Here is a 26303-nt window from a genome sequence, read left to right as displayed (position 1 = left end):
AAGCCACCGCTAAAAGGGTGGCTTTGGTGCGGGTAAAATAAAATTTTGATCACGCCCGGAGGACTTTGCTAAGAAAATCCTTGGTTCGGGAATGCTTAGGCTCATTAAAAACTTCACTGGGCCGCCCTGATTCTACTATGTTTCCTTGATCCATGAAAAGCACCCGGTCTCCCATTTCCTTGGCAAAGCCCATCTCGTGGGTAACAACGATCATGGTCATGCCTCCTTTTGCCAGTTTTTTCATGACTTCCAAAACTTCGCCCACCATTTCCGGATCTAAAGCTGAGGTAGGTTCATCAAAAAGCATGACTTCCGGAGACATGGCCAGGGCTCGGGCGATGGCCACCCGTTGTTTTTGACCCCCGGATAACTTAGCGGGATAAACAAGAGCTTTATCTTTTAAACCCACGGTTTCCAGTAGTTTCATCCCCCTTTCTTTGGCATTTTCTAAAGAGGTGTTTTTTACCTTAATGGGAGCTAAAGTAATGTTTTCCAGCACCGTCAGATGAGGAAAAAGATTAAAATGTTGAAACACCATGCCCATATGTTCCCGGTGTTGATTGATATTACTTGTCTTATCCATAATATTGGAATTTTTAAAATAAATTTTGCCGTCGCAGGGTTCTTCCAGTCTATTCAGACAACGAAGCAGCGTGCTTTTTCCTGAACCACTGGGACCGATAATCACCACCACTTCCCCTTGATTGAACTCACCATGGATTCCCTTTAATACATGGAGGTCTTTAAACTTTTTATGGAGATTTTCCACTTTAATCACTGATCCGCATCCTCCTTTCTGCAATACCCACCAGATTTGACAGGGTAAAGGTAATAATAAAATAAATGATGGCAACGATAATCAGGGGTTCAAAAGGACGATAGGTGTTCCCTCGAATGATATTGCCGCTATACATAATATCGTAGATTCCAATAATAGAAACAATGGCGGATTCTTTGACCACAACAACAAATTCATTTCCCAAGGCGGGTAAAATGTTTTTAAAAGCCTGGGGGATGATAATGTATCGCATCGATAGGGCGTGACTCATCCCTAAGGAACGGACCGCTTCCATTTGTCCGGCATCCACAGACAGGATGCCGGCTCGGATAATTTCAGCGATATAGGCGGAACTGTTGATGGTCAGTGCTATAATCCCTGCAAAGAAGCTTGGAAAGCGCATACCGGTTATTTGGGGGAGGCCGTAGTATACGATATATAGCTGAACCAACAGGGGGGTTCCGCGGATAAATTCAATATAAGATGAAGCAAAGCCTTTTAAAATCCGGCTTTTTGATAAACGCATCAGGGCTAATAGAATGCCGAAGACCACGCCCAGTAATAAGGTAAAAAAAGCTAAGGCCAGGGTGTTTAAGGTTCCGGTAATATACATGGGGTAGTATCGTTGTAAAAAACTGAAATCCATGGTTGCACTTCCTTTCGATAGGACTACTCCTGATTCTGTTGATCCGCTAAAATTACAGCATCTTCAATAAACTGATCAATACTTCCGTCGGCGATTAATCGCTCTAGAGTTTGGTTGACCGAGGCTAAGAACTCTTCATGTCCCTTTGCCACCGCAGCGGCAACGCCGTCTTCTTTACCGAAGCTGATTTGAGAAAGGGTAAGATCCTCATTATTTTCGGCGTAGGCCATGGCAACGGTATCCACAAGAATAATGCTGTCGATGTTTCCGTAATTCAGTTCAAGCACCAGGTCGCTGATTTTTCCCAGGGATTTGATCTCTTTTGCATTAGATACCTGTTCCTGGGCAATACCCTCTTGGACAGTGGCCATTTGAACTCCGATTCTATGATCTTCTAAGTCGCTGATACTTTGGAACTTCTCATAATCCTCTTTACGAACCAACATGGTTTGCTCCGCTTCGTAGTAGGAAGTTGAAAAATCCACGCTTTCCTTTCTTTCTTCCGTAGCGGCCATTCCTGCAACGATCATGTCAATGTTGTCCGCAACCAAAGCGGCGAGTAAACCGTCAAACTGCATATCCACAATTTCCAGTTCTACGCCCATATCCTTGGCTATTTCCTTTGCGATATCAATGTCGAAGCCCACGATTTGAAGTTCACCGTCAATTTCCGCATAAAATTCATAGGGGGGATAATCGGCGGAGGTTCCAAGGACCAGTTTCCCCGAGGCTTGAATTTCTTCGAGCTTGTTTTCTGCTTGTGCATCTTCTGCGGTAGCAGAACATCCTACAGTGGTAATTAATAAAGTAATCATGAATAATGAAAAGATGAGTAAGTTTTTCTTTAATAGTTTCATAATATTCCTCCTAAATGGTTTTGTAGTTTGGATATATCCTATGGAGAGTTATTATACATAATAGTGATTAATTATGCAAGTGTTTTTTATACTTTTTTCGGTTTTATTTATGGGATCGGCCTAAAAAGGAGAATAATCGTTGGCTTTCAATGTGTTGTTAAGGAGCTATATTTTGGAGGTGTATTTATATACACAACCGCGGATAAACATCAGGGAACGGTTATGAATAATACCAAGGGGAGTAGGGACGGAGCGCAAGGGGTACAAAAGAAGATAAAGATAAATAATTAACAATAGAATTTCCGGGTATATAGTAATGCGTACACAAAAAGCACTAAAAGATTGATAGAGGGAGGGATAAAATGAAATTATTAGTATGTTTCGACGGGTCCGAACAAAGCCATAAAGCGGTGAAAGCCGCAAAGGATCTAGCTTTGACCGATGAAAAAAAAGAGATTACCTTACTCCATGTGTATCCGGAAAAAGAAGATTCTTACTGGAAAGCCGTGGAGGAAAACCGCCCCCGACCATCGAAGGAGCTTTCCGGACATGAACGTTTGCAAATCGAAAAATTCATGAACATCAAAAAAATGGCCGGGGAAGTTAAGGAAGACTTGGAAAAAGCCAATATCCGGGTCAACAAAAAAATTATTAAAGGGGAGCCCGTTGAAAAAATCACGGAGATTGCTGAAAAAGAGGGTTATGATCTGATCATTATCGGAAATCGAGGATTGGGAGGGCTGAAAAAGTTCATGCTGGGAAGTGTCAGTAACGGTGTAATCCAAGAAGCAAAAGGGAATGTGTTGGTCGTGAAGTAAAGCCGGGTTTCCTTTGTGAAGAATATGAAGGCAAAGAAACTGCCCCTAAAGGATGAACCCGGGGCAGTTTTTTTAAGCAAATTTAGTTTGAGAATTTTTAAGTTAGTTTGAGAATTTTTAAGAAAGAAGAAAGTCTTTATCGATCCTTAGGTGTCCATTCCCGCCATACATTCCCGGCTAAGTCCGGTCCCGGTGTTAAGGTCTTCTTTCCTTTGACCCAACCGGCAGGGGTTACTTCTCCGGTTTCCCGAACATGTTGGAAGGCTTCAACTTGTCTTATCAGCTCTTCAACATTACGGCCGACAGGAGGGGTCATGACTTCCATGGCCTGAATAACACCGTCGGGGTCAATTAAAAATCTTCCCCGGATATTTACGCCGCCGCCTTCGTCATAGACGCCGTAGAGCTTGCCAATGCTTCCATTACCGTCGGAAACCATGGGATAGGGGAATCCTCCCTCTACCATTTTAGTAAGTTCGGTTTCCTGCCAAATTTTGTGGGTAAAGTGGCTGTCGGTACTGATGGATAATACGTTCACGTCTAAACGGTCAAAATCTTCTTTTCGATCAGCAACTGCTGATAATTCCGTAGGTCACACAAAGGTAAAGTCCCCGGGATAAAAACATAGGATCGTCCACTTATCCGTAAAATCTGACAAACTCACTTCTGAAAAATCTCCGTTTTGATAAGCCATTGCGGTAAAATCCGGAGCTTTTCCTCCAACTTTTGCTAACATTTGCATCTCCTCCTTGGGATTGTTTTTGTTGTGCTCTTCTTCACCAGTATTTTCTTGAGTAGGTAAAGGATTTGATGAAACACAGGATAGGGATTTCTTTGACAAAATATCATCCTCCTTTGGGCAAGGGATTGAAAAAAGCTTTTTAAAATAGAAAACTTATTGAGAAGCTTTATAACTATTTATACACAACTGGGAAAGATTTAAACATTAAAATGAGAAAAATTATTACAAGAGAACAGATTACAATATTGAAATATTAGGATGCAAACATATTGCCTGGAGAAAAAAAGGAGAAGAAACGAAGAAGAAAAGGTCCCATTAATGGAAAAAAACCCTCCTCGAAAGAAAGAGAAGGGTCGGACATTATGGGTTTTGTGGGGATGTTAGGTTAGGGTGGGAAAATTATTCCTCCTGTTGTCTCTCCATAAATACCTTGGAAGCCGCCTGATATTCCTCGTCGCTTTCAATATTGTTGAGTCGGGGTTCCTGATCGGCTTCAAAAAATTCGTAGAGCAGGGCGGTTTCTGAGTCCTTAGGCAGGAGAGCGATATAGCTTTTTTCGCCGACTTCAAAAATATCCAGCACATCACATTCCAGTTCTTTTCCATCGGTCAAGGTTAAATAAATTTTTCTTGGCTCCGGGTGATGATGATGCCCGTGTTCCTGGTCACAATCACAGCCGGAGGACTGTTCATCTTCCGGGGTATGGCAGTGGCAGGAATCAGTATCTTTATTCATAGGTTCACCTCCTTAAGGTTTTAGGATTTCTTTCAGTATACAGGAGGGATCCGGTAATTGAAAGGAGACTTTATACTCGAAAGTTTTCCCGAGCTTGGGAAGGGGCTTCTTCGGGAGGGAAAGATGCTCAAACATCAACCGGGGAGCAAAAATAATAGGCCATGGTGAAAATGCTTCCTAAGAGGGTTTTAGAAATAAGTTAATAAAACCCGGGCACCGGGGTATATATTAAGCAAAGACTTTTATCCTAGATGGGGAGGGGAAGTACATGAAATCTTTTAAAAGTATTAAAGGGGTACAGGCATTTATTCAGGAACAGGAAGTGAAAATGGTGGATTTTAAAGTGGTGGATATGAAGGGGCGATGGAACCACCTTACGATACCGGCAGAGCGCCTGAAGGAAGAGATTATGACCGAAGGTATCGGGTTTGACGGATCGAGCTACGGATTTTTAACCGTGGAAAAATCCGATATGGTTTTAATCCCCGATCTTACGACGGGATTTATCGATCCCTTTACGGAAATGCGAACCCTGGTGTTTATCGCTGATATTTACAGGTTGGAAGAGGGCAAGCGGGTCCGCTTTGAAGATGATCCCCGATATATAGCCAAGAAGGCCGAGGGATATATAGCAGAGAAAGGGATGGGGGACGAGGCCTTATTCGGCCCGGAGTTCGAGTTTTATGTGTTGGATCATATCTCCTATCAAATTAAAAACCATCATATGGAAGTGAAAATCGATTCCCGGCAGGGAGAATGGAATGCGGGGAAATCCGATGAGAAAAATCCGGGGAACAAGGTGAAGAAAAATGGCGGCTACCATGTGGACGTCCCACTGGATTCCAGTTATAATTTCAGAAATCAAACCGTGGATTTATTAGGGACCTACGGGGTTCCGGTAAAATATCACCACTCGGAAAACGGCGGCCCCGGTCAGGTGGAAATCGAGGTGGAGTTCGCAACCCTATTGGAAATGGGGGACCGCACTCAAAAGCTAAAGTATATTCTTCGGAACAATGCCGTGAAAAACGGGCTGAGCACCACCTTTATGCCCAAACCCTTCAGCGATGAGTGCGGAAACGGCATGCACATTCATATGCATTTATTCAATCAAGGAAAGCCCCTGTTTTACCACGAGGGAGGGTACAGTAATTTAAGCAAGACCGCCCTGTATGCCATCGGAGGAATTCTAAAACATGCCCCGGCATTAATGGCCTTTACCAATCCCAGTACCAATTCCTATAAACGTTTAGTCCCGGGATTTGAAGCCCCGGTAAGCATTTGTTACGGCACCGCCAATCGCAGCGCCGTCATTCGCATCCCCGGTTACGCCACCCAGCCGGAGCATAAGCGCTTTGAGCTCCGATCTCCCGATGGCACCGCCAATCCTTATTTAGCCTATACGGCGATGCTCCTTGCGGCGGCGGAGGGGATCGAAAATAAGATAGACCCGGCAAAAGAGGGCTTCGGTCCCTATGATGTGAATGTGTTTGAATTGAAGGCATCGGAACAGGAAAAAATCAAGAGTTTGCCGAAGGATCTGTTGGAAGCCTGTGACGCCTTGGAAAAGGACCATCAATTTTTGTTAAAGGGCGGTGTCTTTTCAAAGAATTTGGTCCGAAACCAGATACAAAAACTGAGAGAAGAGCATCACCAGATCCATAAACTTCCCCATCCCGAGGAGTTTCGAATGTATTATGATCTGTAACTTCCGGGAGGCTCCATGTCTTTTAACCAGGCCTTTGCCGAAAAAAAAGCCATCGGGATAGATGGCTTTTAACACGGGGGGTTCTCGGGTTTCTTCTGTAAACTACAGAAGTTGGCCGTAGTCTCAAAAGACCTTTGCCCGCTCCAGGTCCTTTTCAAAGGACCGGATAGCTTTTAATTTATCCTCCTGGGAAGATTTGGATTTTTTCTTTCTTCGGGAAAAAAGCCTGGCGATCCTTCCTCTTTTTTGACCGGAAGCGGCGGTATTAGGTGCATGCTTTCTAAAATCCATGACCATGGTAAGCCCTCCTTATTATACCGGGATATATACCCTAAAAAGAAGAGGTTACGCAAAACCGAAATTCAGGCTTACTCCCGGTCGGTGATAAAAGGCACAAAAGCAAAACCGGGGTAGTAACTTTTATGAAAATCGTTATTGCCTCGTTTCTCCACTAAGACCAGGTTCCCCCGCCGGTCTTGAAGGGGGAGGACCAGTTTCCCACCCTCAGCCAGCTGGTCAAGGAGAGCCGACGGGATTTCTCTGGCTCCGGCACTGATAAGAATCCGGTCAAAGGGGGCTTCCTCCGGGACACCCTTAGCCCCATTGCCCTGAAGAAAAATGCCGTTTTCATAGGGGGCATGTTTAAAGTTTTCCTCTCCGAAGGTTTTTAAAGAAGGCAGAAGTTCCATGGCGATGACCTTTCCCCGGGGTCCCACAATGTGGGATAACAGGGCGGTGGTCCAACCGGAGCCGGAACCGGCATCCAGGACTTTATGACCTTTTTCAGCTTGCAGAAGCTCTAACATAAACACCACCGTGGAGGGCTGGGAGATGGTTTGTCCTTCGCCGATGGGTAAAGGCCGATCCAAGTAGGCATAATCAGTATACCTGGGCAAAACAAAATCTTTTCGATCCACAGCCAGTAAGGCTTCTTTGATCGAGGGGGTTTTTAAAATGCGGTTGGCTTCAATTTTTTGAACCAATAAAGCGTTGTTATCCATTTTCTAACAACCTCCTTTTGTCGAACAGCAAAACTTTCCGGGGATCAGGCGTATAATTATTTTCTTTGTTACTACCAGTATACCGTGATAAACTGAAAGTATAAAGAAGGTTTTGGATTTTCCTGTGGAATAGGTACAAGGGAAAACAACAGTGAACCTTCCGGAACAGAAGTTTTGAGGATTTTTGCAATCGATATCGAGTATTTTTGTAATCTATTTGAAAGAAAGAAGGTGAAGGTATGAAGACGCGTATTGTAACTGAGGACCTGGTATACACCGTAGACCAGGAACCCGGGGAATTTTTAAAGACTTTTTTAGATGAGGACAATAATGTGAAAAGTGATTTTGTGGAAATCACCACGGAAAGAGAGCGTAATATATTCATCAATGTACGGCATATTATCCGGGTGGAAGCCGTAGACCGTTAGCAGCCAAAGGACAGGCGGGAGGAATTACCATGGATGAAGACAGGAAGAACAACAAAAATAATAGCAACAACAAAAGTAACAACAAAAACAAGGAAAACAATCCACGGCTCCCTTTAGAAGGATGGAACTTAGAGGCCGGTTATCAACAGTTGCCGGGAAAGTTATTCAGCAAAGCGGACCCGGTACCGGTGAAGGATCCCAAGGTTCTTGTTTATAATGAGGCCTTAGGAAGGGAACTGGGACTGCGGCTCGAACAAGAGGAAGGGGTTCCCGGGGGGTTGATTTTTTCCGGGAATGCGCTTCCCCAAGGGTCGGCCCCCATTGCCCAGGCCTATGCCGGTCATCAGTTCGGTCATTTTACCATGCTGGGAGATGGACGGGCCCATCTTTTAGGGGAGCAGCTCACCCCTCAGGGGGGACGATACGATATTCAACTAAAGGGTTCCGGCCCTACCCCCTATTCCAGACGGGGGGACGGCCGGGCGGCCCTGGGACCGATGCTTAGGGAGTATATCATCAGCGAAGCCATGCATGCCCTGGGCATCCCAAGCACCCGGGCCTTAGCGGTGGTTGCCACGGGAGAGGATGTGCAGCGGGAAGAAAGGCTTCCAGGAGGAATTCTTACCCGGGTGGCCGCCAGCCATATCCGGGTGGGAACCTTTGAGTATCTGCAACGATTCGGGAACCTTCAAGAACTAAAAGCCTTAGCAGACTACACCATTCAGCGGCACTTCCCGGAGATCCTGGAAAAAAGCGACGGAGAGGAAAAATACGTAAAACTTTTTGAAGCGGTGCAGGATAAACAGGCGGCTTTAATTGCCAAATGGCAGTTGGTAGGGTTCATTCACGGAGTAATGAATACCGATAACATGGCCTTAAGCGGAGAAACCATTGACTACGGGCCCTGCGCCTTTATGGATACCTATGATCCCGGGACGGTGTTCAGCTCCATTGATCGAGGGGGCCGCTACGCCTATAAAAACCAGCCTTCCATCGGGCAGTGGAATTTAGCCCGGTTTGCCGAGACTTTGCTGCCCCTGGTGCATCAGGATCCGGCCCAGGGAGCTAAGATCATGGAAGAAAAGCTGCAAGGCTTTTCCCGGGCCTATGAAGCCTACCGGCTAAAGGGTATGGGTGAAAAGCTGGGGATTTTCCAGGCCGCCAAGGAGGATCAAGTCTTAATCCAAAGACTTCTTCAGCTCATGGCGGAAAAAGAGGAGGACTTTACCAATACCTTTGTGGCCTTAACCTATGGCGGAGAGGAGCACTTGAAAATGGCAGAGACTCCCCGGTTTAAAGACTGGTTCAGCCGGTGGAAAGAGCGGCTGGAAAAACAAAAGAAAACCGAGGGGGAGGCTAAAGCCTTAATGAAAACCGCCAATCCCGCAGTAATTCCGAGAAACCATCAAGTGGAGCGGGCCCTGAAGGCGGCGGTGGAAAAGGAGGACTTTACGGTAATGGAAAAGTTAATGACCGTCCTGCAAAACCCCTATGAAAACTCCAAGGAGAAAAAGCCGTACCAGGAGCCCCCGGATCCTTCTGCTAAACCCTACGTAACCTACTGCGGAACGTAAGTAGACTGGAAAACCTAAATGGAAAAACGCTTCTCCGGTTCAATCGGAAAAGGGGAAATAATTGGGCCCGGCGGTTTAAAATTCCTTACAGCTGGGCTATAATTAAAAGGAAAGAATTTTTCTTTAGCAAAGAAAATAGTAATGGAGGGTGACAGAATGGCAAAAATAATTAAAGGAAAACCGGTGGCAGACAAGATCACCGAAGAGTTATCCAAGGAAATTGAAAATATTAAAGCTAAAGGCGGGCAACCCAAGTTGGCAACCCTTAGAGTGGGCGAGCGGGGAGATGATATTGCCTATGAACGGGGGGCAACCAAGCGGGCGGAAAAAATCGGAATCGAAGTGGCCTCCGTGGTGCTTCCGGGGGATATCACCCAGGAGGACTTTATTGAAGAGCTGCAGAAATTAAATAAGGATGCTTCTGTGAACGGCATTCTGATTTTCAGACCCCTGCCGAAACAAATTGACGAAAGTATGATTAAAAACATCATCGCCCCGGAAAAGGACATCGACTGTTTCAGTCCGGTAAACGTAGGGAAAATGACCGAGGGGGATCCCACGGGGTTCAATCCCTGTACCCCAAGCGCAGTAATGGAAATCCTGGATTTCTACGGGGTGGAAATAAAGGGGGCTGAGGCTTCCGTGATCGGATCCTCCATGGTGGTGGGTAAGCCCGTGGCCATGCTGTTACTGAATCGTAAGGCCACCGTAAGGGTAGCCCATTCCAAAACGAGGGATACCGCCGCCGTCGCCAGACAGGGAGAAATTCTGGTGGTGGGTGTTGGGGTTCCCAAAATGGTAAAAGAAGACTGGGTTTCAGAGGGCGCCGTGGTGATTGATGTGGGCATCAATGTGGACGACGAGGGAAATATGTCGGGAGATGTGGATTTTGAGAAAGTGCAAAAGAAGGCATCCATGATCACACCGGTTCCCCGGGGCGTAGGCTCGGTGACCACAACGGTTTTAGCAAAGCATGTCCTGAAGGCCTATAAACAGCAAAATTAAAGAAGGGTTAGACTCGGTACAGCAATAACTAAGTGACTGCCCTCTCTTTTCAGTAGATCCGAAGGAGGTTCCACTGGAAAGAGAGTTTTTTTTGCGGAAAAAATCATTAGTTTCCTAAAAGAGATATGGTATAATGTTTAAACAATCCTTAACAATCCTTAACAATCCTTAACAATCCTTAACAAACCTTAATAAATCGGGAATTCGGAGGCAAGCGCATGATCAGACAATATTTATCCCCTATAGCCATGAGTGTAGGAACTTCTTTATTAATCCTGTTGTTATCCGCCCTGCCCTATGCGGTGTATAATTATCGTAAACGGGGGCAAGTACCGATCAAGCGAACCCTGGTGGGATATTCTTTTATTTGGTATCTGGTGGCGGCCTATTTTTTGGTGATTCTTCCCCTGCCTTCCCGGGAATCCGTTGAACTCTTAAATACCCCCCATTATAATCTGGAACCCTTTGTTTTTGTAGAACACTTTACCCAGTACTCGGGGATCGACCTATCAAATCCGGCCACCTATCCTGCCGCCCTGTTGCAGCCGACAGCCTATACGGTTTATTTTAATCTGCTGTTGTTTCTTCCCCTGGGGGTATATCTTCGAAAATATTTCGGGTTTACCTTTTGGAAAACCCTTTTTGCAGGATTTCTTCTCAGTCTGTTTTTTGAGCTTACCCAGCTTACGGGGCTCTATGGGGTTTACCCCAGGCCCTACCGGATCTTTAATGTGGATGATTTGATGGTGAACTCCCTGGGGGCGGCAGTGGGATTTTTGATCGCCCCCCTTCTGAAGCCATGGACCCCGGAAATAGAAAGGGAAAAGAGGGTCGGGGAATTCCAGGAGGTCTCCCTGCCCCGACGCTTCCTGGCTTTTGGGGTGGACATCGGCATCGTCCTGGCCCTTTATCCCTTGGCTATCAGGTTTTTGGCGGTTACCCCGATGAATAATCCGGGGCAGGGGGGCTTTAGTTTTGTCCTTGTCTTTATCCTCAGCGGGTTGTATTTCCTAGGCAGCACATGGGTACTAAGGGGAAAAACCCCGGGAATGGCATTGGTCAAGATTAATATCTATCCTCGGGAAGGTGACGGCTTCTCTCGCGCAAGGATGATGTTTCGCCATGTATTATTTCTTCTATGGTTTCCCGGATCCTTGGTCCTGTTAGAGGTGATGGAAATGGAGGAGCCCTATAGTTCCCTTCTTTACTTAACAGTTTTTGTGATTTTGGGCACCGGACTGATCCATTTGGGGGTCAGTGCCTTTAGAAGGGATCGGCGGCTGTTTCACGACCGGTTCAGCAAGACCGGCATGAAAAGTCTGAATTAACAAAGGTTAAGGAGTAATAGCCAAGGATCCGTGATTATTTCCCTAAAGTATGTTAGGATAAAATAACGAAAGAATTTTAAGAGGTGATGGAATGAAAGCATATAGAATTACAATACAGTTACAAGAGGTACACCCATTGATGTGGCGGGAAGTGATCATCCCCGCTACGGCTACCTTTGAGGATCTGCACCGGGTGATCCAAAGGGTTTCGAACTTTAAGGGATGGGCCCTGGATGAGGCGGGAAGTCTCTTTGAGTTTAATTTGCCCGAGGAAAACCTCCGCATTACCAACGATGAGAAAGCCTATATAGAGCATGGGGCTTATCAGGAAAATCGGGAAGACGTGGTTAAAAGACATGGGGAATCCGCCGAAGAATTTCAAGCCTTTAATGAGTCGAGGCTTCAGGATTTGGAGACCGAGATCAAAAAGCCCGAAGAGCTGCACATCGGCTATTATCTTGAAAAGTATCAAAGCATGGAGTATGTCTATGATTACGAAGAAAAGTGGAAATTCATTGTGGGGTACGTTGAAACCGATGAAGAGTACTCGAAGAGCCATCCGACCTTAATTGACGGCGCCGAGGCCGCTCCCATAGAAAATCTGGGGGGCGCGGAAGGCTATAATGAATTTTTAAAAGTCTACCACGACCGGGAGCATCCAGAGCACAAACCCCTTAGGGACTGGGCAGAGAAACAGGGATACGAGGAGTATGATCCGGAAAGGATCAATGAGAAACTGAAAGAAATGACAATATAGGTTCAAGAGACAAGCGATCCCCCGGGATCGCTTATTTTTGGTTTGGCTGAGATTTCCGTCGGGAAGCGGAGTTTGCCGGTAAAAAAAGGGTATAATAATAAGGTATACAGTTCTAAAAAGCATGGATCACGGGAACAAGGAAAAACAGCAAATATCTGAGGGGATTCATTAGGATGCTCCCGGTGGGTCAAGGATTTCTTATAAAGGACGGTGGTCAAATGACAATCTCAACTTCCAGTCCAAACACTAGTCGGCGGTGGACGGTGCTTTTAGGGGGCTTTCTCCTTTCTTTAATGGGAGGGATGAGCTATGCCTGGGGGTCCTTTGTGGTGCCCCTGGTTATGGAATGGGGCTGGACGGCTACCCAGGCCACCCTGCCCTTTACGATTATGATTATCGTATTTTCCATAACCATGATACCCGCGGGGTGGATTCAGGATAGGATTGGTCCACGGAAAGTTGCCACCTGGGGAGCCCTGTTATTTTTTGTTGGTTATGCCCTATCGGGTCTCCTTCGATGGATTCCTGATCCCCTGTGGTTGGTTTTTTCCTACGGCATCCTGGTAGGAGGGGCCTGTGGTCTTACCTACGCATGCATTGCACCCACTGCCCGAAAATGGTACGGGGATCGGCCGGGATTTGCGGTTTCCACCGCCGTAATGGGTTTTGGTCTGGCCGCGGTGGTGTTTTCCCCCCTTAAGCGGCAGATGATTAATTTATGCGGGGTCGACGGAACCTTTGTGGTGCTTTCCATATTTATTGCGGTGGTTGCCTTGATCGGGGCCCGGCTTCTCAAGAATCCCCCCGGGGGATACCGCTCTCCTCCACGGAAGGAAGCCGTGAAAAGCAAGGGCGTTCAATCAGCGGAGCTGCTCAAAGACATTCCGCCGAAGGAGTTTATTAAAACAAAGGTCTTTTATATTCTCTGGCTGGCACTGGCCATGGTGATCGGCGGGGGATTAACCGCCATCGGGCTGATCCCGGCCTATGGAGAAATAGTACTAAGCTTGGAGCCCGCCATTGCAGCAACCGCTATTTCTGCTTATGCCCTTACCAACGGGCTGGGACGACCCTTTGTGGGGGCTTTATCGGATCAGTATGGGACCCTGCGGGTTATGATCACGGTCTATATCATGCAGGCCACGGTATTTTTGGCTCTGCCCTTCATCGCTGTAAATTTCGGACTGCTTCTTGTATGTTCATTGTTGCTGGGGGTGGGCTATGCCACCACCTTTGCCCTTTTTCCGGTGTTGGTGGCCTCGGGCTTCGGGACAAAATATTTGGGATTCAATTACGGTTTGGTCTTCAGCGCCTTTGGAATTGGCGCCCTTACCAGCTTGCTGGGGTCCAGACTTTTGGATATTACCAATTCCTTTACCCCGGCCTTTCTGCTGGCGGGAAGCACGACGGTGTTGGGGCTTGTTCTCTTGCTGATGTTTCGCAGGGAGATCGAGGGTTAAGAAAAGCACGGGGTTATTTATGGATTTGATAAAGCAACGATTGTTTCAGTCCCTCTATCGAGTAACGCTGATACAGTTCGTGACAGGTGTAGGTAAACTTGATGGTATGCACATCCTTGGAAGAGGCGCCTTTCGCAATCAACTCCCCCCATGAAGGTAAAACCGGCCCATGATCCGGCTTGGGAAAGGCCACGCCGTCGATGGTCAAAAGATGGGTAATCACCGCGGTGGTATAGATATCCAGGGCTTTCTCAAAATCCTGGAAATAATCCTTCAGGACCAGCAGGGCATGAAGGCCGGTAATGCAGTGAAGCGCCACAATGCTTTTGGTGTGGTCAAAGGCGGGAAGGCAAAGGTCCAACAGGCCGAGGACCTTCTCCTCAACGGTGCCCTGAATCAAAAATCCCTGATCCCGGTACGCCGGGCTCTGGTACAGTGTTTTCATGGTTTTTCCTAGCGAACTGTTTTGGCGGAGGTTTTTTTCCACAAGAGGACTTTTGATCAGCGAATTCATATTTTCATGGAGTCGGTCCCGCGGGACTTTCCGGTGAAAGGGGGTCACGGCCCGGTAAGCGGTTACATAATAAGCAAGGGCCCGGGAGATTTCCTCGGTCAGAGCTTCGTCGTAGGAAGCCCCTTCTTTTCCATAGGCCAGGCGTATGGTAACGTGGAAAAGTCCCGAGGACATGCCCAGGGGATAGGCATTCAGTATTTTTTCAATCATCGCCTCCGACCCGTGGGTCTTAACTTCATCCTCCATTAACGCCAGACAAGCTTCATAAGCCTCCCGGTTACCCAGGCAGCCATGGATGGAGGTGGCCGGGGTGAAACTTTCCGACACCGGGTCCACATGAAACCGGTCATTATAGAATTCGGTGTAGGATGCCACCCTGCTTAAATCCTTTGTGAGCTGATAAAGGGCGAACTGTCCCATGGGAAGATGATTTACCAGCCCCTCCATGTAAGGGGACTGCTTTCGCCCGTTTTCGTTGATCAGTTGGCTGAGATTCATAATTTTTCCTCCTTAGTATACTGTTTCACCGTATCCAGGGATACCGGATCTTAACGGTAGTATAGTTTATATGTATCCATTTGTGGAAAAGGTAAACCCTCTCTAAGAAATATAAATATCTCCCGGTCTGTGTTATACTATTAAAAAAGACGCCGGGTCCATAGGAAAGACTGCCGGGGATGCAAAGGAGACAAGCACAATGGAAGCGATACCGCAACAAATAATAGCAGGAATGTTGATTATATTTATGGCGGCCATGACCCAGGGGGCCACCAGTTTCGGTTTTTCTCTGATTGCCCTGCCCCTTTTGGGCTTGATGCTTCCCTTGCAGGTAGCGGTACCGATACTGATGATTTACAGTTTGATCCTGAACAGTATGATTCTCTACAGTATTCGGGAACATGTACAGTTAAAAAAGATCCTTCTGCTGGTGATCTTCGGCATGGTGGGTACCCCCTTCGGGGTCCAATTATTGAAAGTCCTGGAGGAAAACACCCTGAAGATGATGGTGGGGATCATTATTGTTTTGGTGGCGGGGATTAACTTTACCGGCTACCATTTTACGGTACGAAATGAAAAAGCCGCATTCATTCCCGTGGGCATTGCCAGCGGCCTGTTGAACGGCAGTGTATCCTTTGGGGGACCGCCCATTGTACTGTTTTTAAATAATCAACGGGTGGAAAAACAGATTTTTCGCGGGAATCTAACCCTGTACTTTTGGATCATCAACCTGTTTTCCATTCCTACCTATTTCCTCAGTGGGCTGATTACCCAGGAGGTGGCGGGTTACGCTCTTTATCTTTTACCGGGACTGCTTTTGGGGACCTTCCTGGGCATCCGGATGGGAAACCGGGTCAATGAAGCTCTTTTTAAAAGAGTCAGTATGAGTCTGATTATGGGCATGGGGATCCTCTCGATCCTGTCGGGAATATAACTGAAATGAAGTGGAAAAGAATGATGAAGTGTTCATTGAGCGCCTTTCTCCCCCGGGAGGGAGGCGTTTTTGACGGAGGCCGTGATTGAACAAAGGAGAAAAGGGGTATTTATAGTTAGGAATCATTATCACAGAATCCCCGGAAATTTAGGGGAGGATAAAGAAAGGAGAAGAAAAATGAAATTAATCAATAAAGGCATTCATCATATCACCGCCATTGCCGGGGATCCCCAGGAAAATGCGGATTTTTATACCGGGGTGTTGGGCCTTCGGATGGTTAAAAAAACCGTAAACTTTGATGACCCCGAGACCTATCATCTCTATTTCGGCGATTATCAGGGCACCCCGGGGACGGTGATTACCTTCTTTCCCCGACCGAATGGGGAAAAAGGAGTCCTCGGCGGCGGGCAGGTAGGGGTTAGCACCTATGCCGTACCCAAAGGAGCTTTACTGTTTTGGGAGGAGCGATTAGCGAAATTTCATATAAACTTTACCCTGGAAACCCGGTTTGAAGAAAAATATATAAGCTTTCAGGATCCCCACGGGCTGCAAATCGAAATCACTGAAAGAGCTGCCGGGGCCCCGAGTCGCCACAGCATCGGCACCCTGACGGAAAAAACGGCGATTAAAGGCTTTCAAGGAGCCACCTTGTATTCAACGGCCCCTGATAAAACCGGGGATCTGTTGGAAAACCTCTTCGGTTTTGAAAAAATCGGGGAAGACCGGGGCTTGATCCGGTACAAAAGCCCCCAGGACCTGGGAGATGTCCTTGATCTTAAAAAAACCGCTCCGGCGCCGGGAACCACCGGTGTGGGCACGGTGCATCACATCGCTTTTCGCGCTTCCAATGATCAGGAACAGCTGGCCTGGAAAAAACTCCTGGAGGATCAGGGCTACCGGGTAACCGAGGTCCGGGACCGAAACTACTTTAAGTCGATTTATTTCAATGAAGAGGGGGGCATCCTTTTTGAAATTGCCACGGAGGGTCCGGGCTTTGATGTGGATGAACCTTTGGAAAAGCTGGGGGAAAGATTTATGCTCCCCGAAGAGTACCAGCCCGTCCGGGAAAAACTTGAAAAGAAGCTTCCGAAGATTGTAGTAAGAGAGCTGGAAAAATAAGGGCAAAGGGTGACGGAAATGAATAAAAACGAAATGAACAAAAACGAAACCATGAAAATCATCAATCCCATGGATTTAACGGAACAGGAAAACTACTTTTTCCTAACGGGATCGGTCATTCCAAGACCCGTGGCCTTTACCACAACCCTGTCCCGGGACGGGGTGTTAAACGCCGCTCCCTTTAGTTACTTTAATATTGTAACCGCCAATCCTCCGATGCTGTCGATTTCTGTACAGCGGGACCGTGGAGTCATGAAGGATACGGCGAGGAATGCCAAGGAGACGGGAGACTTTGTGATTCACATCACCGATGAATCCTACATTGAAAAGATCAATGAAACCTCCATCGCCTTTCCCCCCACTCGGAGCGAAGTGGAATACACCGGCCTTACCCCCGTGGACAGTTCAAAAATCAAGACACCGGGGGTAAAAGAAGCGGGAATTCGAATGGAATGCGTGGTAGAAAAAATCATCCCCCTTGGGGGCAGGGAAAGCGCCCCCGCCTGCGATTTGGTGATCGGCCGGGTGGTGAAGTATCATATTCGGGAGGGGATCATCAAGGACGGACGGATTGACCCAAGAGCGCTACGCCCTGTCAGTCGACTGGCAGGTACCAGTTATGAAAAGTTGGGCGAAATTTTTAAGCTGGAACGGCCCTAATATATCCTGGAGGGTAAAAAAATCCGGGATGGAGGAAACCGAATAGGAAACCGAATAGGAACCCGCTAAAACCCTTTAAAAGGTTTCGGCGGGTCTTTTAGTATTCCTAAGGAGAAAGTTCATGAAAAAATTTCAATGAAATTTTCTCGAAATATGGTAGGATAAGAAGGGAAGGAAGAAAGTAGAAAGGAGCTTTACCATGAAGGATACTGAAAATACTAAAAAAGTTTTACTGATTGATGCCATGAATTTAATTCACCGAAGCTATTATGCCTATCCCAGGCTGGCCACAAAAGAAGGGGTAGCCACAGGGGGCTTTTTCGGTTTTGTGAAATATTTAAAGTCTCTACAGGAAAAGCATCAGCCCTGGCATATGGTCATCTGTTCTGATGCTTCCCGGGAAAGTTTTCGAAACGAATTTTATCCCGAATACAAGGGAACCCGTAAGGAGACCGATGAGGAACTGATTGTCCAGTTCGGTATGATGGAGACCTACTTAGAAAAGTGTAACGCCACCTTTATTAAGAAGGAAAATTACGAAGCCGATGATTTAATCGGAACCCTGGCCTACAGGGCCGTAAATAAAAAATATGAGCCCTTGATTGTCTCCGGAGACCGGGATCTTTTTCAGCTGATCACTGAGGACGTGCACCAAATCTATTTATCGAATAAAGGGATGATCCATTTCGATCCCCGGGGGGTTTCGGAGAAATACGGGGGACTGAGTCCCAAGCAAATCGTGGATTTAAAAGCCCTGTCGGGAGACGCCTCGGACAATATCCCCGGAATCCGGGGCATCGGAGAGAAAACCGCCATTAAACTCTTAAATGCCTACGGGGATCTGGAGGGGATTTATGAAAACACCGGGGAACTGAAGGGAAAGCAAAGGGAAAAGGTTGAATCGGGAAAAGAGGAGGCTTATTTGTCCCGGCGATTGGCCGCCATTGACTGCAACGTGGATATCAATGATGAAGGACTGTTAACCCCCAGGGGAAACTTCTCCCTATCCACAAAAGCCGCCTATGACTATTTGATGGAGCTCAACATTCAAAAGGTTTTCAGGGAAGAGGATGTTTTCTATCCAAAGAAGGAGGAAGCACAGGAAGAGGAGACTCCGGAAGAGGGGCCTCCGGAAGAGGAAGCTTCCAAGCCCGACTTCCAGCAGCTCTCCATGGATTTTTAGGCCGATTTCAAGTAAAGCAGAAGGATTCTGCTGGAAACGAGGTGGATTATGTTTTTTCTTTTACTGGCAACCCTTTGCAGTGCTTCCATTGCGCTGATTTTTAAATATACGGAAGGGGCAAATACCAATCGGCTGGTGATCACCAGCGCCAATTACTTCATTGCCTTTACGATGAGTCTTATTATGATTGCCGGGAAGGGTTTGATCGGGAAAGTGGACTGGTCGAATTCCTTTATGGAGGAGTTTTCCCTGATGTTTAGTCAGGGGGGATTTATTTTTTCCGAGTATTCCAGTATGATCTGGGGCATGATTATCGGTACCCTGGCGGGAGGATTTTTCTTTGCCTCCTTTATTTTTTACCAAAAGAGTGTTCGGGAAAACGGAGCGGGACTGTCGGGAGCCTTCGGAAAAATCGGGATTCTGATCCCCATGATCTTTTCCATCATCCTTTGGCAGGAATACCCCACCTCCATCCAATGGGTGGGGATTATTCTCGCAATTGTATCCATACTGATCGTGAACTTATCCTCGGAGGCTAAAGAAAAGCTGGATGTGAAGTATCTACTGATTTTACTGTTTACCTTCGGCGGCCTTGCGGAATTTTCCAACAAAATTTATCAAAACTATGCCCTGAATGACTACAAAGATGTGTTTTTATTTTTCGTATTTTTCACCGCCTTTCTGATCAGCGGGACCTACACCCTTCGAAGAAAATCCGTAATTACCAAAAGAGATATTTTCACCGGCTTTGCCGTTGGGATTCCCAACCTGTTCTCTTCGTACTTTTTGATTTTAGCCCTGGATACCTTAAAGACCTCCGTGGTGTTTCCCATCTACAGTGCGGGGAGTATTGTGCTGATCACGTTGGGAAGCTTTATCATCTTTAAAGAAAAAATTGCCAACAAAAACAAAGTGGCGATTCTCCTGACGGTGATCGCCTTAATTATGATTAACCGCTAAAGAAAGGATGTTATTTCTTTTTGTCCGGATATTTGGTAAACTGTGAATAGGAAGTATAATGGAGAGGAAGGAATATCATGATGGAAGAGCAAATCAAAAATGAGCAGGGAGTACTGACGGAGGATTCTTTAGCAAAATCCCGGGAGGAAAATTCGGAAGCATCCCTAGCAAACGAAGAAAACATCACTCGAATGAATATAGAGGGCAAGGAGATCATTCTGATCGGAACCGCCCACGTATCGAAGGAAAGTGCAAAACAAGTGAAAGAAGTGATCGAAGAAGAACAGCCGGATTCCGTTTGCATCGAACTGGACCGCCAACGGTATCAGTCGGTGACGGATAAAAACCGGTGGCAGAAGATGGACATTTTCAAAATCATTAAAGAGAAAAAAACCACGGTACTGTTGGTCAACCTGGTAATCTCCTCCTTTCAAAACCGGCTGGCGAAGCAGTTCGGCATTAAGCCGGGACAGGAGATGATTCAGGGAATCGACTCGGCGAAGGAGATCGGGGCCAAACTGGTACTGGCGGATCGAAACATTCAAACCACCTTTGCCAGAGTTTGGCACGGTATCGGCATCAAAGGGAAGCTGTCCCTGATGGTGCAAATTCTTTTCAGTATTTTTAATGATGAGAGTATCTCCGAGGAAGAACTGGAAAAAATGAAATCCCAGGACACCCTGAACGCCATGCTCCAGGACTTCACGGAACATTTCCCGAAGCTTAAAAAACCCCTGATTGATGAGCGGGACCAATACCTGTCCCAAAAGATTAAAGAGGCCCCGGGGAATAAGGTGGTGGCGATTTTAGGCGCCGCCCATGTTCCGGGAATTAAAACGGAAATATATAAGGAACATGACTTAAAAGAGTTATCGAAGGTTCCGAAAAAATCCAAGGCCCCGGGAAAAATCGCCTGGGCCATTCCCATCCTTATTATCGGGATCATCCTGTACACCTTTTATATGAATTTTTCCGCCGGCATCAGCCAAATCACCAGCTGGGTGATCTGGAACGGCGGGTTTTCCGCTCTGGGGGCCATCATCGCCCTGGGCCATCCCTTAACCATATTAACCGCCATTCTGGTGGCCCCCTTAAGCTCTTTAAATCCCTTGCTGGCCGCCGGTTGGTTTGCAGGGATTACGGAAGCCTACCTCCGACGACCCAGTGTGGAGGATTTTGAAAAGCTGTCGGAAGACGCCGTCAGTGTAAAGGGCTTTTGGAAAAATAAAGTCACCCGAATTCTATTGGTGGTCACCTTAACCAATCTCGGAAGCACCTTAGGAACCGTTATTGGAGGCGCAGAAGTGATCCGGGTGTTTATCCGAACGATTACCTAGAAAGGGCCTTATGGAAAAAAAGCTGGGTTCCTATCCCGGGGACCAGGAAAGGATCGATGAAAATGCAGGTGATCATAGATCGATTTGAAGGGGCGTTTGCCGTGGTGGAGCTTGCCGATAAAGAAACCGTTAATATGCCCCGGGCTTTACTGCCCACAGAGGCAAAGGCCGGGGATGTTATAGAGATCAGGATCAACCGGGAGCAGACGAAACAGCGGAAGGCGAAAATGGAAAACCGGATGAAAAACCTCTGGAAAAAAACTTAAGTTTCAAGGAAAGTAAAAAAACGACCCTTCCCGGTCGTTTTTTTTGTAAAAGGTTTCATCAAAAGGGTTGGCAGTACCGGTTTTACAGCACTTCCTTTACCCGTCCCACTTCTCCGCTTTCTAAACGTACTTTAATGCCGTGGGGGTGGTTCGGGGATTTGGTAAGCAGTTTTGCCACCACCCCTTGGGTCAGTTTTCCCGTGCTCTGGTTTTGTTTTTCCACGATGGTAACCGTGGCCCCAGGGGTGATATTACTTCTTTTGGTTCCTTCCATGGGTCTCGCTCCTTTAATCCTGTGTAGGGTTTATTTTGTAGTGTATAACAGAAAGTATAACAACGTGTATAACAGAAAGTATAACAACGTGTATAACAGAAAGTATAACAACGTGTATAACAGTAAGTATAACAACGTGTATAACAGTAAGTATAACAGGAATATACCCGAAAGGCCAGAATCGGGATTGGGGGCCGCCGTCCTTTGGGATTTGGTTGGAATCCTTGGAGTTCCGTGTGTAATAAAGGGGATCCGGGGTACATAATGAAAAGAAAAGTATGTAAGAAAGCGAAGGATCTAAACTTATAATCGGAGGAGATGAGCCTATGAAGTATTTTATTATTACGGGAACCTCCCGGGGCCTGGGAAAGGCCTTGGGAAAAGCCTTAATGGATGAGAACCACCGGGTTTTTTGTATTTCGCGAAAAATGGACCGGGAATTAATGGATTTTGCCGAGACCCAGAGGGGATCCCTGGAGTTTTTTGAATTTGATCTCTCGGACCACGAAAGAATAAGAAGCCTGATGGATGAGATTTTTCAACGGGTGGATCTTGAGGCCGCCGAAGGGATTTATCTGGTCAATAATGCCGGGGTGTTGGCGCCGGTGAAACGACTGGAGGACTGCGAAGACGGGGAAATTCTCCAAAATCTCCATGTGAACCTGGCGGCGCCCTTAATCCTCACCTCCGCTTTTATCAAAAAAACCCAAGGCTTTACCGGGGATAAGAAGGTGATTAACATCTCCTCCGGGGCGGGCAGCAAACCCCATTACGGATGGGCCAACTACTGCGCATCGAAGGCGGGGGTCAATCTTTTCACCCGTTCCGTGGGATTAGAACAGGAATCAAAGGAGGCCCCGGTAAAGATTCTATCCTTAGCCCCGGCAATTATGGATACGAAAATGCAGGAGGAAATCCGCAGTTCCAATAAAGAGGATTTTCAGGAGCTGGAGAAGTTTAAAAACTACAAAAAAGAGGGGCAGCTGCTGCCCACAAAGAAGGTCGCCGAGAAAGTAAAAGAGCTGTTACTGACCGGGGACTTTGAGCAGGGGGAAGTGTTGGATGTGCGGGACCTCTTGTAAAGACTCCCTGTGCTCTGTAAGACCATGACATCATGACATAATGTAAGGACGTGTATAAATGAAAGAAGTGGTAATCTATAGCGGGATTCCCTATTATGAGATCAAGGATTATTTTGAAAAGGCGGCGATGTGGCTCTCTCCGGAGAAGTATTTGGGGGAGCAGTGGCAAGTGGAGCTCGAGGTTCTTGAGGATCAGGGGTATAAAAATCTTCCCATTCCCCAAACCCGGTTGACATTCACCGGGAAGGCGGAAGCCGTGGACCGAGCGGTACACAAATATCGAAGGGCTTTTTTGCGGGGCGGAGCGTAAAAATCCCCGGGGGATTCTTTCCCCGGGGATACACTTTTTCTTATGAATACTCGCTTAAGAATTTGTAGGCGTCGTTGATTTCCTGAAACTTCTTCGTGGCATTGGGATCCTTGTTGATATCGGGATGATACTTTTTCGCTTTCTTTCGATAGGCCATTTTCAGTTCCTTTTCATCAACCCCTTCGGAGACCTCTAAAATATCCAGGCTCTCCTTGTACTTTTGCCGGGGGTTCCCCTGGGGACCGCCAAAGGATTGGTGTTGTCCACCCTGTCGGTGCCACTGACCGCTGGAACCGGTGCGGTAGTAGTAGCGACTGCCCCGGGCACCCTGGGACTGCCATTGATAAAATTGTTCATTCCAAGCCCGTTGTTTTTGCTGCTGCTGTTCATGGTAGCGCCGTTCCTGTTCCCTCCGGTAATCTTCCTGAGCCTGGTCATAGGCTTTTTTATAGGAGGCAAAGGATTTATAGGCATAGGCTTCGGGATGGATTAAGTGCTTCGATAAATTGAACAGAAAGGCCGTGATCAGGAATTTCTGTTTTTTCAGGTGCACCAGGAGCCTCCCCGCCAGAAAGGGAAACAACATAAGAAACAATAGAATCCCCAGGGCATAGGGGTCCGTTAAGATTCGAATCCCTAAAGGGATGGCAAAGATTAAAAGAAACAAACAGCCTCCCATGCTGAGAAGCAGCAACAGGCCGCTGGATATGCCCTTGGTAATTAAAACCAGGGTTTCTAAAAGACGGATGGTGACAGTGAACATCCCCTCTAAAATTTTAGCGAAGAGGTAGATGGTTTTTCCTAAGGTTTTATTGATTATATTCATTGAGAGATTCTCTCCTTATGGTATTGTAGCGTTGTAAAGTATTTTGAAGGGTTTTTTCAGGTTTTTTTTATGAACCGGGTTTTACAGCTGGGGCAGGTTACTCGAATTTTGCCTTTGTTTTTGGGCACCCGGAGCATGGACTTACAGGAAGTACAGGGCATAAGTTTATGGTTTTTCGAATTCCGTAAACGGGTAAACAGTCGATGGCCCTTTTTGTATAAGGGACTGATTTTCATCATAAACTTATAGTTCTCCATCCTTCGCTGTTGGATGTTTTTTGAAAACATCCGATAGATCCCCAGGCCTAAGGGAATGTAGCTAAGGGATTCAATAATAAAGAAACCGGTCAAGCGGCCGAATATGGTAATCACCACAGAAAACACCAACAGAAAGATGGATAGATGATCTCCCCCCGCCCGTCCTTGCATATATTTATTTAACCATTTCATAATGAGCCTCCTTGATTGTTTGAAAAATCCTCCCGGATTGTCCGGGCTTTATAAACTCCCATTATACAGCAAATGATTAAAATAATCACGAAGAATTTCAAGAAAATTTAACGGGAGACCATGAATAAAGAAAGTAGCTTTTCAATGAATTCTGTGAAATAATAAAGGATAAGGCGGTCCCGGTGTCGAAACTAAGAATATCCGAAATTTTTACCGGGCTTGAATACAGAAGGAAAAACGGGGAGTTTATTACTGGGAGGCAAAATAGATGAAATTGCAAGAGAATCTGATCGAGATAGTAGGGTGTAATGCTCAAGGAGTCATCGAAGAAATTATATATGCTCATGAGAAAACGCTGTTCGACGTGGGCGCATCAATTTTTGATAAAATAGCCATGGATGAAAACAAAGCCGAAAAACTAAAAAACCTTTTCCATGGAAAAGATCAGATCTTGGACCTGGTCTTAGAGCATCCCTTGCAGGAGCAGGATAAACAAAGGGTGTTACACGGATTTTCCATGGCACGGGGCTATTTGATCATGGTAGAGGAAGGGTTGTACTGCGGAGAGCACTGCCAAGACTCCTACGAAGAAATTATGAAATTAAACAGTCAATTTGCCAATGCCCAGCGGGAAGTGGCGAAAAAAAATGAAGAATTAAAACGGATGAATGAAAAACTGGAGACCGTGGCGGCGAAGGATGCCTTAACCGGGCTCTTTAACCGCTATACCCTGCAGGAAAAGTTTCAGGAGGTGTTGAAACGATGTCAACGGGGGGACAGCATACTCTCCATGGCCATGGTTGATTTTAACAACTTTAAAAAGGTAAACGATGATTGGGGGCATGAGGCCGGGGACCGGTTGCTAAAGGATTTTGCAAAACTTGCCCTGAAGGAAACCCGAACCGGCTTTGATTATGTTTTTCGAATCGGAGGGGATGAGTTTTTATTTCTTTTTGAGGGCTGTTCCGAAGAAAAGGCAAAAGACATTCTTTTTCGGATTGAAAAAGAACTGAAAAAATACACATCCATTGTAAGCTTAGCCTTCGGGACCATGGAAGTACCCATCGGGGAAGATACGAAATTAGAAAAGCTTTTAGTACAGGTGGATGAGAAGATGTATAGGGATAAACGAAAAAAGCACCAAAAAGAATCCACAGACAAAAGCAGGGTCTAAGGGCCACGCTTAAAACTGGTTTGGAGGAGGTTATTTCACGGTGAAGATCAAAGGAATTTTACTGGACAAAGACGGAACGATCATAGAGTTTGAAAAAACCTGGCATAAAGTATTTCAAAGTATTTTTCAGGAGCTGGAAGAAGGGTGGAAGCTGCCCCGGGAAAAAATCCGGGAGCTGCAGAAAATTTCCGGGTTCACCCCCCGGGGTTTTGAGAAGGAGAGTCTTATTCAATACGCCCCGGTGGAAGAGATCCTGAGCCGGTGGATGGAAGTTTTAAACACATCCGGGGGGGATCATGGGGAGGCAACGGGGATCACTAAGGACGCTTTGGGGAAACTGATGGAAAAACACAGTAAAGGCCCCGATGCTAAGGTGGTTCCCTTGGAAAACACCCTGGAGACCATTCAAACCTTTCACAGAAAGGGATATATCCTGGGCCTGGCCACTGCCGACAGCCGGGAGTCCACCCTGCATAACCTGGAGGCCCTGGGGATAGGGTCCTTCTTTCATTTTATCGGCAGTGATGACGGATTTTTCAAAGGCAAACCGGACCCCCATATGGGAGAGACCTTCTGCAGGGAATTTCAACTGAACCCCCGGGAGGTCCTGTATATCGGAGACAGTCTTACGGATATGGATTTTGCGGAAAACACCGGCTTTCATTTTATCGGCATCAAAGGCAGTCACAATGAGTACGAAAGGTTTATGGAAAAGCGTTACCCGGTCATTGAGAACATCGGGGAATTAGAAGAAGAACTTTTAGCCGGAGACTAAGCCTCTCCGGTTTTTTCATGCTTGAAAGAGGATTGGAAGGAAAGCATAAAGATGGTATAATGAAGTTTAGGCAAAATTTAGTACGGTCTTAGTGGATGGTTGGAA

The 26303-nt window shown here is 46.5% G+C and carries 30 protein-coding genes; 19 read left to right on the top strand and 11 right to left on the bottom strand.

All coding sequences use genetic code 11. The features are described 5' to 3' along the window. Nucleotides 1-49: 49 nt before the first annotated feature. The 3 genes from ISALK_RS08875 to ISALK_RS08865 are packed head-to-tail and all read right to left on the bottom strand — an operon-like array spanning nucleotide 50 to nucleotide 2281. Nucleotides 50-778 (bottom strand): amino acid ABC transporter ATP-binding protein, encoded by a 729-nt coding sequence (locus tag ISALK_RS08875; protein ID WP_160721375.1) that lies wholly within the window; start codon nucleotides 776-778, stop codon nucleotides 50-52. Then, nucleotides 771-1424 (bottom strand): amino acid ABC transporter permease, encoded by a 654-nt coding sequence (locus tag ISALK_RS08870; protein WP_160721373.1) that lies wholly within the window; start codon nucleotides 1422-1424, stop codon nucleotides 771-773. Before ISALK_RS08870 ends, ISALK_RS08875 begins: the two co-directional genes overlap by 8 nt. A 23-nt stretch (nucleotides 1425-1447) precedes the next feature. Then, nucleotides 1448-2281 (bottom strand): transporter substrate-binding domain-containing protein, encoded by an 834-nt coding sequence (locus ISALK_RS08865; protein ID WP_160721371.1) that lies wholly within the window; start codon nucleotides 2279-2281, stop codon nucleotides 1448-1450. A gap of 362 nt (nucleotides 2282-2643) precedes the next feature. Between ISALK_RS08865 and ISALK_RS08860 the strand changes: the two genes are divergently transcribed. Then, entirely contained in the window at nucleotides 2644-3099 is a 456-nt protein-coding gene (locus tag ISALK_RS08860) for a universal stress protein (RefSeq protein WP_160721369.1), read from the top strand. Nucleotides 3100-3235: 136 nt separating this feature from the next. Here ISALK_RS08860 and prxU read toward each other — a convergent pair whose 3' ends face one another. Both prxU and ISALK_RS08850 read right to left on the bottom strand, forming a co-directional pair. Beyond that, nucleotides 3236-3841, bottom strand: coding sequence for a thioredoxin-dependent peroxiredoxin (gene prxU, locus ISALK_RS08855; protein ID WP_160721439.1), 606 nt, complete (start codon nucleotides 3839-3841; stop codon nucleotides 3236-3238). A gap of 399 nt (nucleotides 3842-4240) precedes the next feature. Further along, on the bottom strand, nucleotides 4241-4576 hold the full coding sequence (locus ISALK_RS08850; RefSeq protein ID WP_160721367.1) for a DUF1292 domain-containing protein: 336 nt from the start codon (nucleotides 4574-4576) through the stop codon (nucleotides 4241-4243). A gap of 268 nt (nucleotides 4577-4844) precedes the next feature. Between ISALK_RS08850 and glnA the strand changes: the two genes are divergently transcribed. Continuing rightward, nucleotides 4845-6284, top strand: a complete 1440-nt coding sequence (gene glnA, locus ISALK_RS08845) for a type I glutamate--ammonia ligase (RefSeq protein WP_160721365.1) — start codon at nucleotides 4845-4847, stop codon at nucleotides 6282-6284. Nucleotides 6285-6407: 123 nt separating this feature from the next. On the opposite strand, the gene ISALK_RS08840 is transcribed toward glnA, so the two are convergent. After that, on the bottom strand, nucleotides 6408-6581 hold the full coding sequence (locus tag ISALK_RS08840; RefSeq protein ID WP_160721363.1) for a hypothetical protein: 174 nt from the start codon (nucleotides 6579-6581) through the stop codon (nucleotides 6408-6410). Between the two features lie 71 nt (nucleotides 6582-6652). Beyond that, a complete protein-coding gene (locus tag ISALK_RS08835) occupies nucleotides 6653-7285 on the bottom strand; it encodes a protein-L-isoaspartate(D-aspartate) O-methyltransferase (protein ID WP_160721361.1) in 633 nt (210 codons plus the stop codon). 239 nt (nucleotides 7286-7524) lie between these two features. On the opposite strand from ISALK_RS08835, the gene ISALK_RS08830 reads away from it, so the two are divergent. The 6 genes from ISALK_RS08830 (at nucleotide 7525) to ISALK_RS08805 (ending at nucleotide 13837) form a co-directional block, all read left to right on the top strand. Then, the gene (locus ISALK_RS08830) at nucleotides 7525-7713 is read left to right on the top strand and encodes a hypothetical protein (RefSeq protein ID WP_160721359.1); all 189 of its coding nucleotides are present in this window, start codon (nucleotides 7525-7527) and stop codon (nucleotides 7711-7713) included. A 29-nt stretch (nucleotides 7714-7742) separates the two neighbouring features. Beyond that, on the top strand, nucleotides 7743-9287 hold the full coding sequence (locus tag ISALK_RS08825; protein WP_160721357.1) for a protein adenylyltransferase SelO: 1545 nt from the start codon (nucleotides 7743-7745) through the stop codon (nucleotides 9285-9287). A gap of 156 nt (nucleotides 9288-9443) precedes the next feature. Continuing rightward, nucleotides 9444-10292 (top strand): bifunctional 5,10-methylenetetrahydrofolate dehydrogenase/5,10-methenyltetrahydrofolate cyclohydrolase, encoded by an 849-nt coding sequence (locus ISALK_RS08820; RefSeq protein WP_160721355.1) that lies wholly within the window; start codon nucleotides 9444-9446, stop codon nucleotides 10290-10292. A 218-nt stretch (nucleotides 10293-10510) separates the two neighbouring features. Further along, nucleotides 10511-11620, top strand: coding sequence for a VanZ family protein (locus ISALK_RS08815; protein ID WP_160721353.1), 1110 nt, complete (start codon nucleotides 10511-10513; stop codon nucleotides 11618-11620). 91 nt (nucleotides 11621-11711) lie between these two features. Then, a complete protein-coding gene (locus tag ISALK_RS08810) occupies nucleotides 11712-12377 on the top strand; it encodes a plasmid pRiA4b ORF-3 family protein (RefSeq protein WP_160721352.1) in 666 nt (221 codons plus the stop codon). 218 nt (nucleotides 12378-12595) lie between these two features. Continuing rightward, the gene (locus tag ISALK_RS08805) at nucleotides 12596-13837 is read left to right on the top strand and encodes an L-lactate MFS transporter (protein WP_160721350.1); all 1242 of its coding nucleotides are present in this window, start codon (nucleotides 12596-12598) and stop codon (nucleotides 13835-13837) included. A 13-nt stretch (nucleotides 13838-13850) separates the two neighbouring features. Here the strand turns inward: ISALK_RS08805 and ISALK_RS08800 are convergent, their stop codons facing one another. Then, nucleotides 13851-14849, bottom strand: coding sequence for a questin oxidase family protein (locus ISALK_RS08800; protein WP_160721348.1), 999 nt, complete (start codon nucleotides 14847-14849; stop codon nucleotides 13851-13853). Nucleotides 14850-15048: 199 nt separating this feature from the next. Between ISALK_RS08800 and ISALK_RS08795 the strand changes: the two genes are divergently transcribed. The 7 genes from ISALK_RS08795 to ISALK_RS08765 all read left to right on the top strand — a co-directional run bounded on the left by ISALK_RS08795 (nucleotide 15049) and on the right by ISALK_RS08765 (nucleotide 21308). Then, entirely contained in the window at nucleotides 15049-15783 is a 735-nt protein-coding gene (locus ISALK_RS08795; RefSeq protein ID WP_160721346.1) for a sulfite exporter TauE/SafE family protein, read from the top strand. 177 nt (nucleotides 15784-15960) lie between these two features. After that, nucleotides 15961-16902, top strand: coding sequence for a ring-cleaving dioxygenase (locus tag ISALK_RS08790; RefSeq protein ID WP_160721344.1), 942 nt, complete (start codon nucleotides 15961-15963; stop codon nucleotides 16900-16902). 18 nt (nucleotides 16903-16920) lie between these two features. Continuing rightward, nucleotides 16921-17562 (top strand): flavin reductase family protein, encoded by a 642-nt coding sequence (locus ISALK_RS08785; RefSeq protein ID WP_245394416.1) that lies wholly within the window; start codon nucleotides 16921-16923, stop codon nucleotides 17560-17562. Between the two features lie 199 nt (nucleotides 17563-17761). Next, complete coding sequence (locus ISALK_RS08780) at nucleotides 17762-18745, top strand: 5'-3' exonuclease (RefSeq protein ID WP_160721342.1); 984 nt, start codon at nucleotides 17762-17764, stop codon at nucleotides 18743-18745. A gap of 48 nt (nucleotides 18746-18793) precedes the next feature. Then, nucleotides 18794-19705 carry a DMT family transporter gene (locus tag ISALK_RS08775; RefSeq protein WP_160721340.1) on the top strand — a complete coding sequence of 304 codons (912 nt, stop codon included), beginning with the start codon at nucleotides 18794-18796 and terminating at the stop codon, nucleotides 19703-19705. 191 nt (nucleotides 19706-19896) lie between these two features. After that, nucleotides 19897-21042, top strand: a complete 1146-nt coding sequence (locus ISALK_RS08770) for a TraB/GumN family protein (protein ID WP_236660336.1) — start codon at nucleotides 19897-19899, stop codon at nucleotides 21040-21042. A gap of 62 nt (nucleotides 21043-21104) precedes the next feature. After that, complete coding sequence (locus ISALK_RS08765; RefSeq protein ID WP_160721338.1) at nucleotides 21105-21308, top strand: DUF3006 domain-containing protein; 204 nt, start codon at nucleotides 21105-21107, stop codon at nucleotides 21306-21308. A gap of 82 nt (nucleotides 21309-21390) precedes the next feature. Here ISALK_RS08765 and ISALK_RS08760 read toward each other — a convergent pair whose 3' ends face one another. After that, nucleotides 21391-21582, bottom strand: coding sequence for a YwbE family protein (locus ISALK_RS08760; RefSeq protein ID WP_160721336.1), 192 nt, complete (start codon nucleotides 21580-21582; stop codon nucleotides 21391-21393). 326 nt (nucleotides 21583-21908) lie between these two features. On the opposite strand from ISALK_RS08760, the gene ISALK_RS08755 reads away from it, so the two are divergent. Both ISALK_RS08755 and ISALK_RS08750 read left to right on the top strand, forming a co-directional pair. Continuing rightward, the gene (locus tag ISALK_RS08755; protein WP_160721334.1) at nucleotides 21909-22664 is read left to right on the top strand and encodes a (S)-benzoin forming benzil reductase; all 756 of its coding nucleotides are present in this window, start codon (nucleotides 21909-21911) and stop codon (nucleotides 22662-22664) included. A gap of 58 nt (nucleotides 22665-22722) precedes the next feature. After that, nucleotides 22723-22974, top strand: coding sequence for a MoaD-like domain-containing protein (locus ISALK_RS08750; RefSeq protein WP_160721332.1), 252 nt, complete (start codon nucleotides 22723-22725; stop codon nucleotides 22972-22974). A gap of 40 nt (nucleotides 22975-23014) precedes the next feature. Here the strand turns inward: ISALK_RS08750 and ISALK_RS08745 are convergent, their stop codons facing one another. Beyond that, nucleotides 23015-23800 (bottom strand): DnaJ domain-containing protein, encoded by a 786-nt coding sequence (locus ISALK_RS08745; protein WP_160721330.1) that lies wholly within the window; start codon nucleotides 23798-23800, stop codon nucleotides 23015-23017. A 56-nt stretch (nucleotides 23801-23856) separates the two neighbouring features. Beyond that, nucleotides 23857-24249, bottom strand: a complete 393-nt coding sequence (locus ISALK_RS08740; RefSeq protein ID WP_160721328.1) for a hypothetical protein — start codon at nucleotides 24247-24249, stop codon at nucleotides 23857-23859. 268 nt (nucleotides 24250-24517) lie between these two features. Here ISALK_RS08740 and ISALK_RS08735 point away from each other — a divergent pair, with 268 nt between their 5' ends. Together ISALK_RS08735 and ISALK_RS08730 are read left to right on the top strand one after the other, a co-directional pair. Beyond that, nucleotides 24518-25423, top strand: a complete 906-nt coding sequence (locus ISALK_RS08735; RefSeq protein WP_160721326.1) for a GGDEF domain-containing protein — start codon at nucleotides 24518-24520, stop codon at nucleotides 25421-25423. 40 nt (nucleotides 25424-25463) lie between these two features. Beyond that, nucleotides 25464-26198, top strand: a complete 735-nt coding sequence (locus ISALK_RS08730; protein WP_160721324.1) for an HAD family hydrolase — start codon at nucleotides 25464-25466, stop codon at nucleotides 26196-26198. Nucleotides 26199-26303 lie beyond the last annotated feature (105 nt).

The sequence above is a fragment of the Isachenkonia alkalipeptolytica genome (assembly GCF_009910325.1).
In the GTDB taxonomy this organism is placed as follows: domain Bacteria; phylum Bacillota; class Clostridia; order Peptostreptococcales; family T1SED10-28; genus Isachenkonia; species Isachenkonia alkalipeptolytica.
This window is presented reverse-complemented; position numbering and strand designations above follow the sequence as displayed.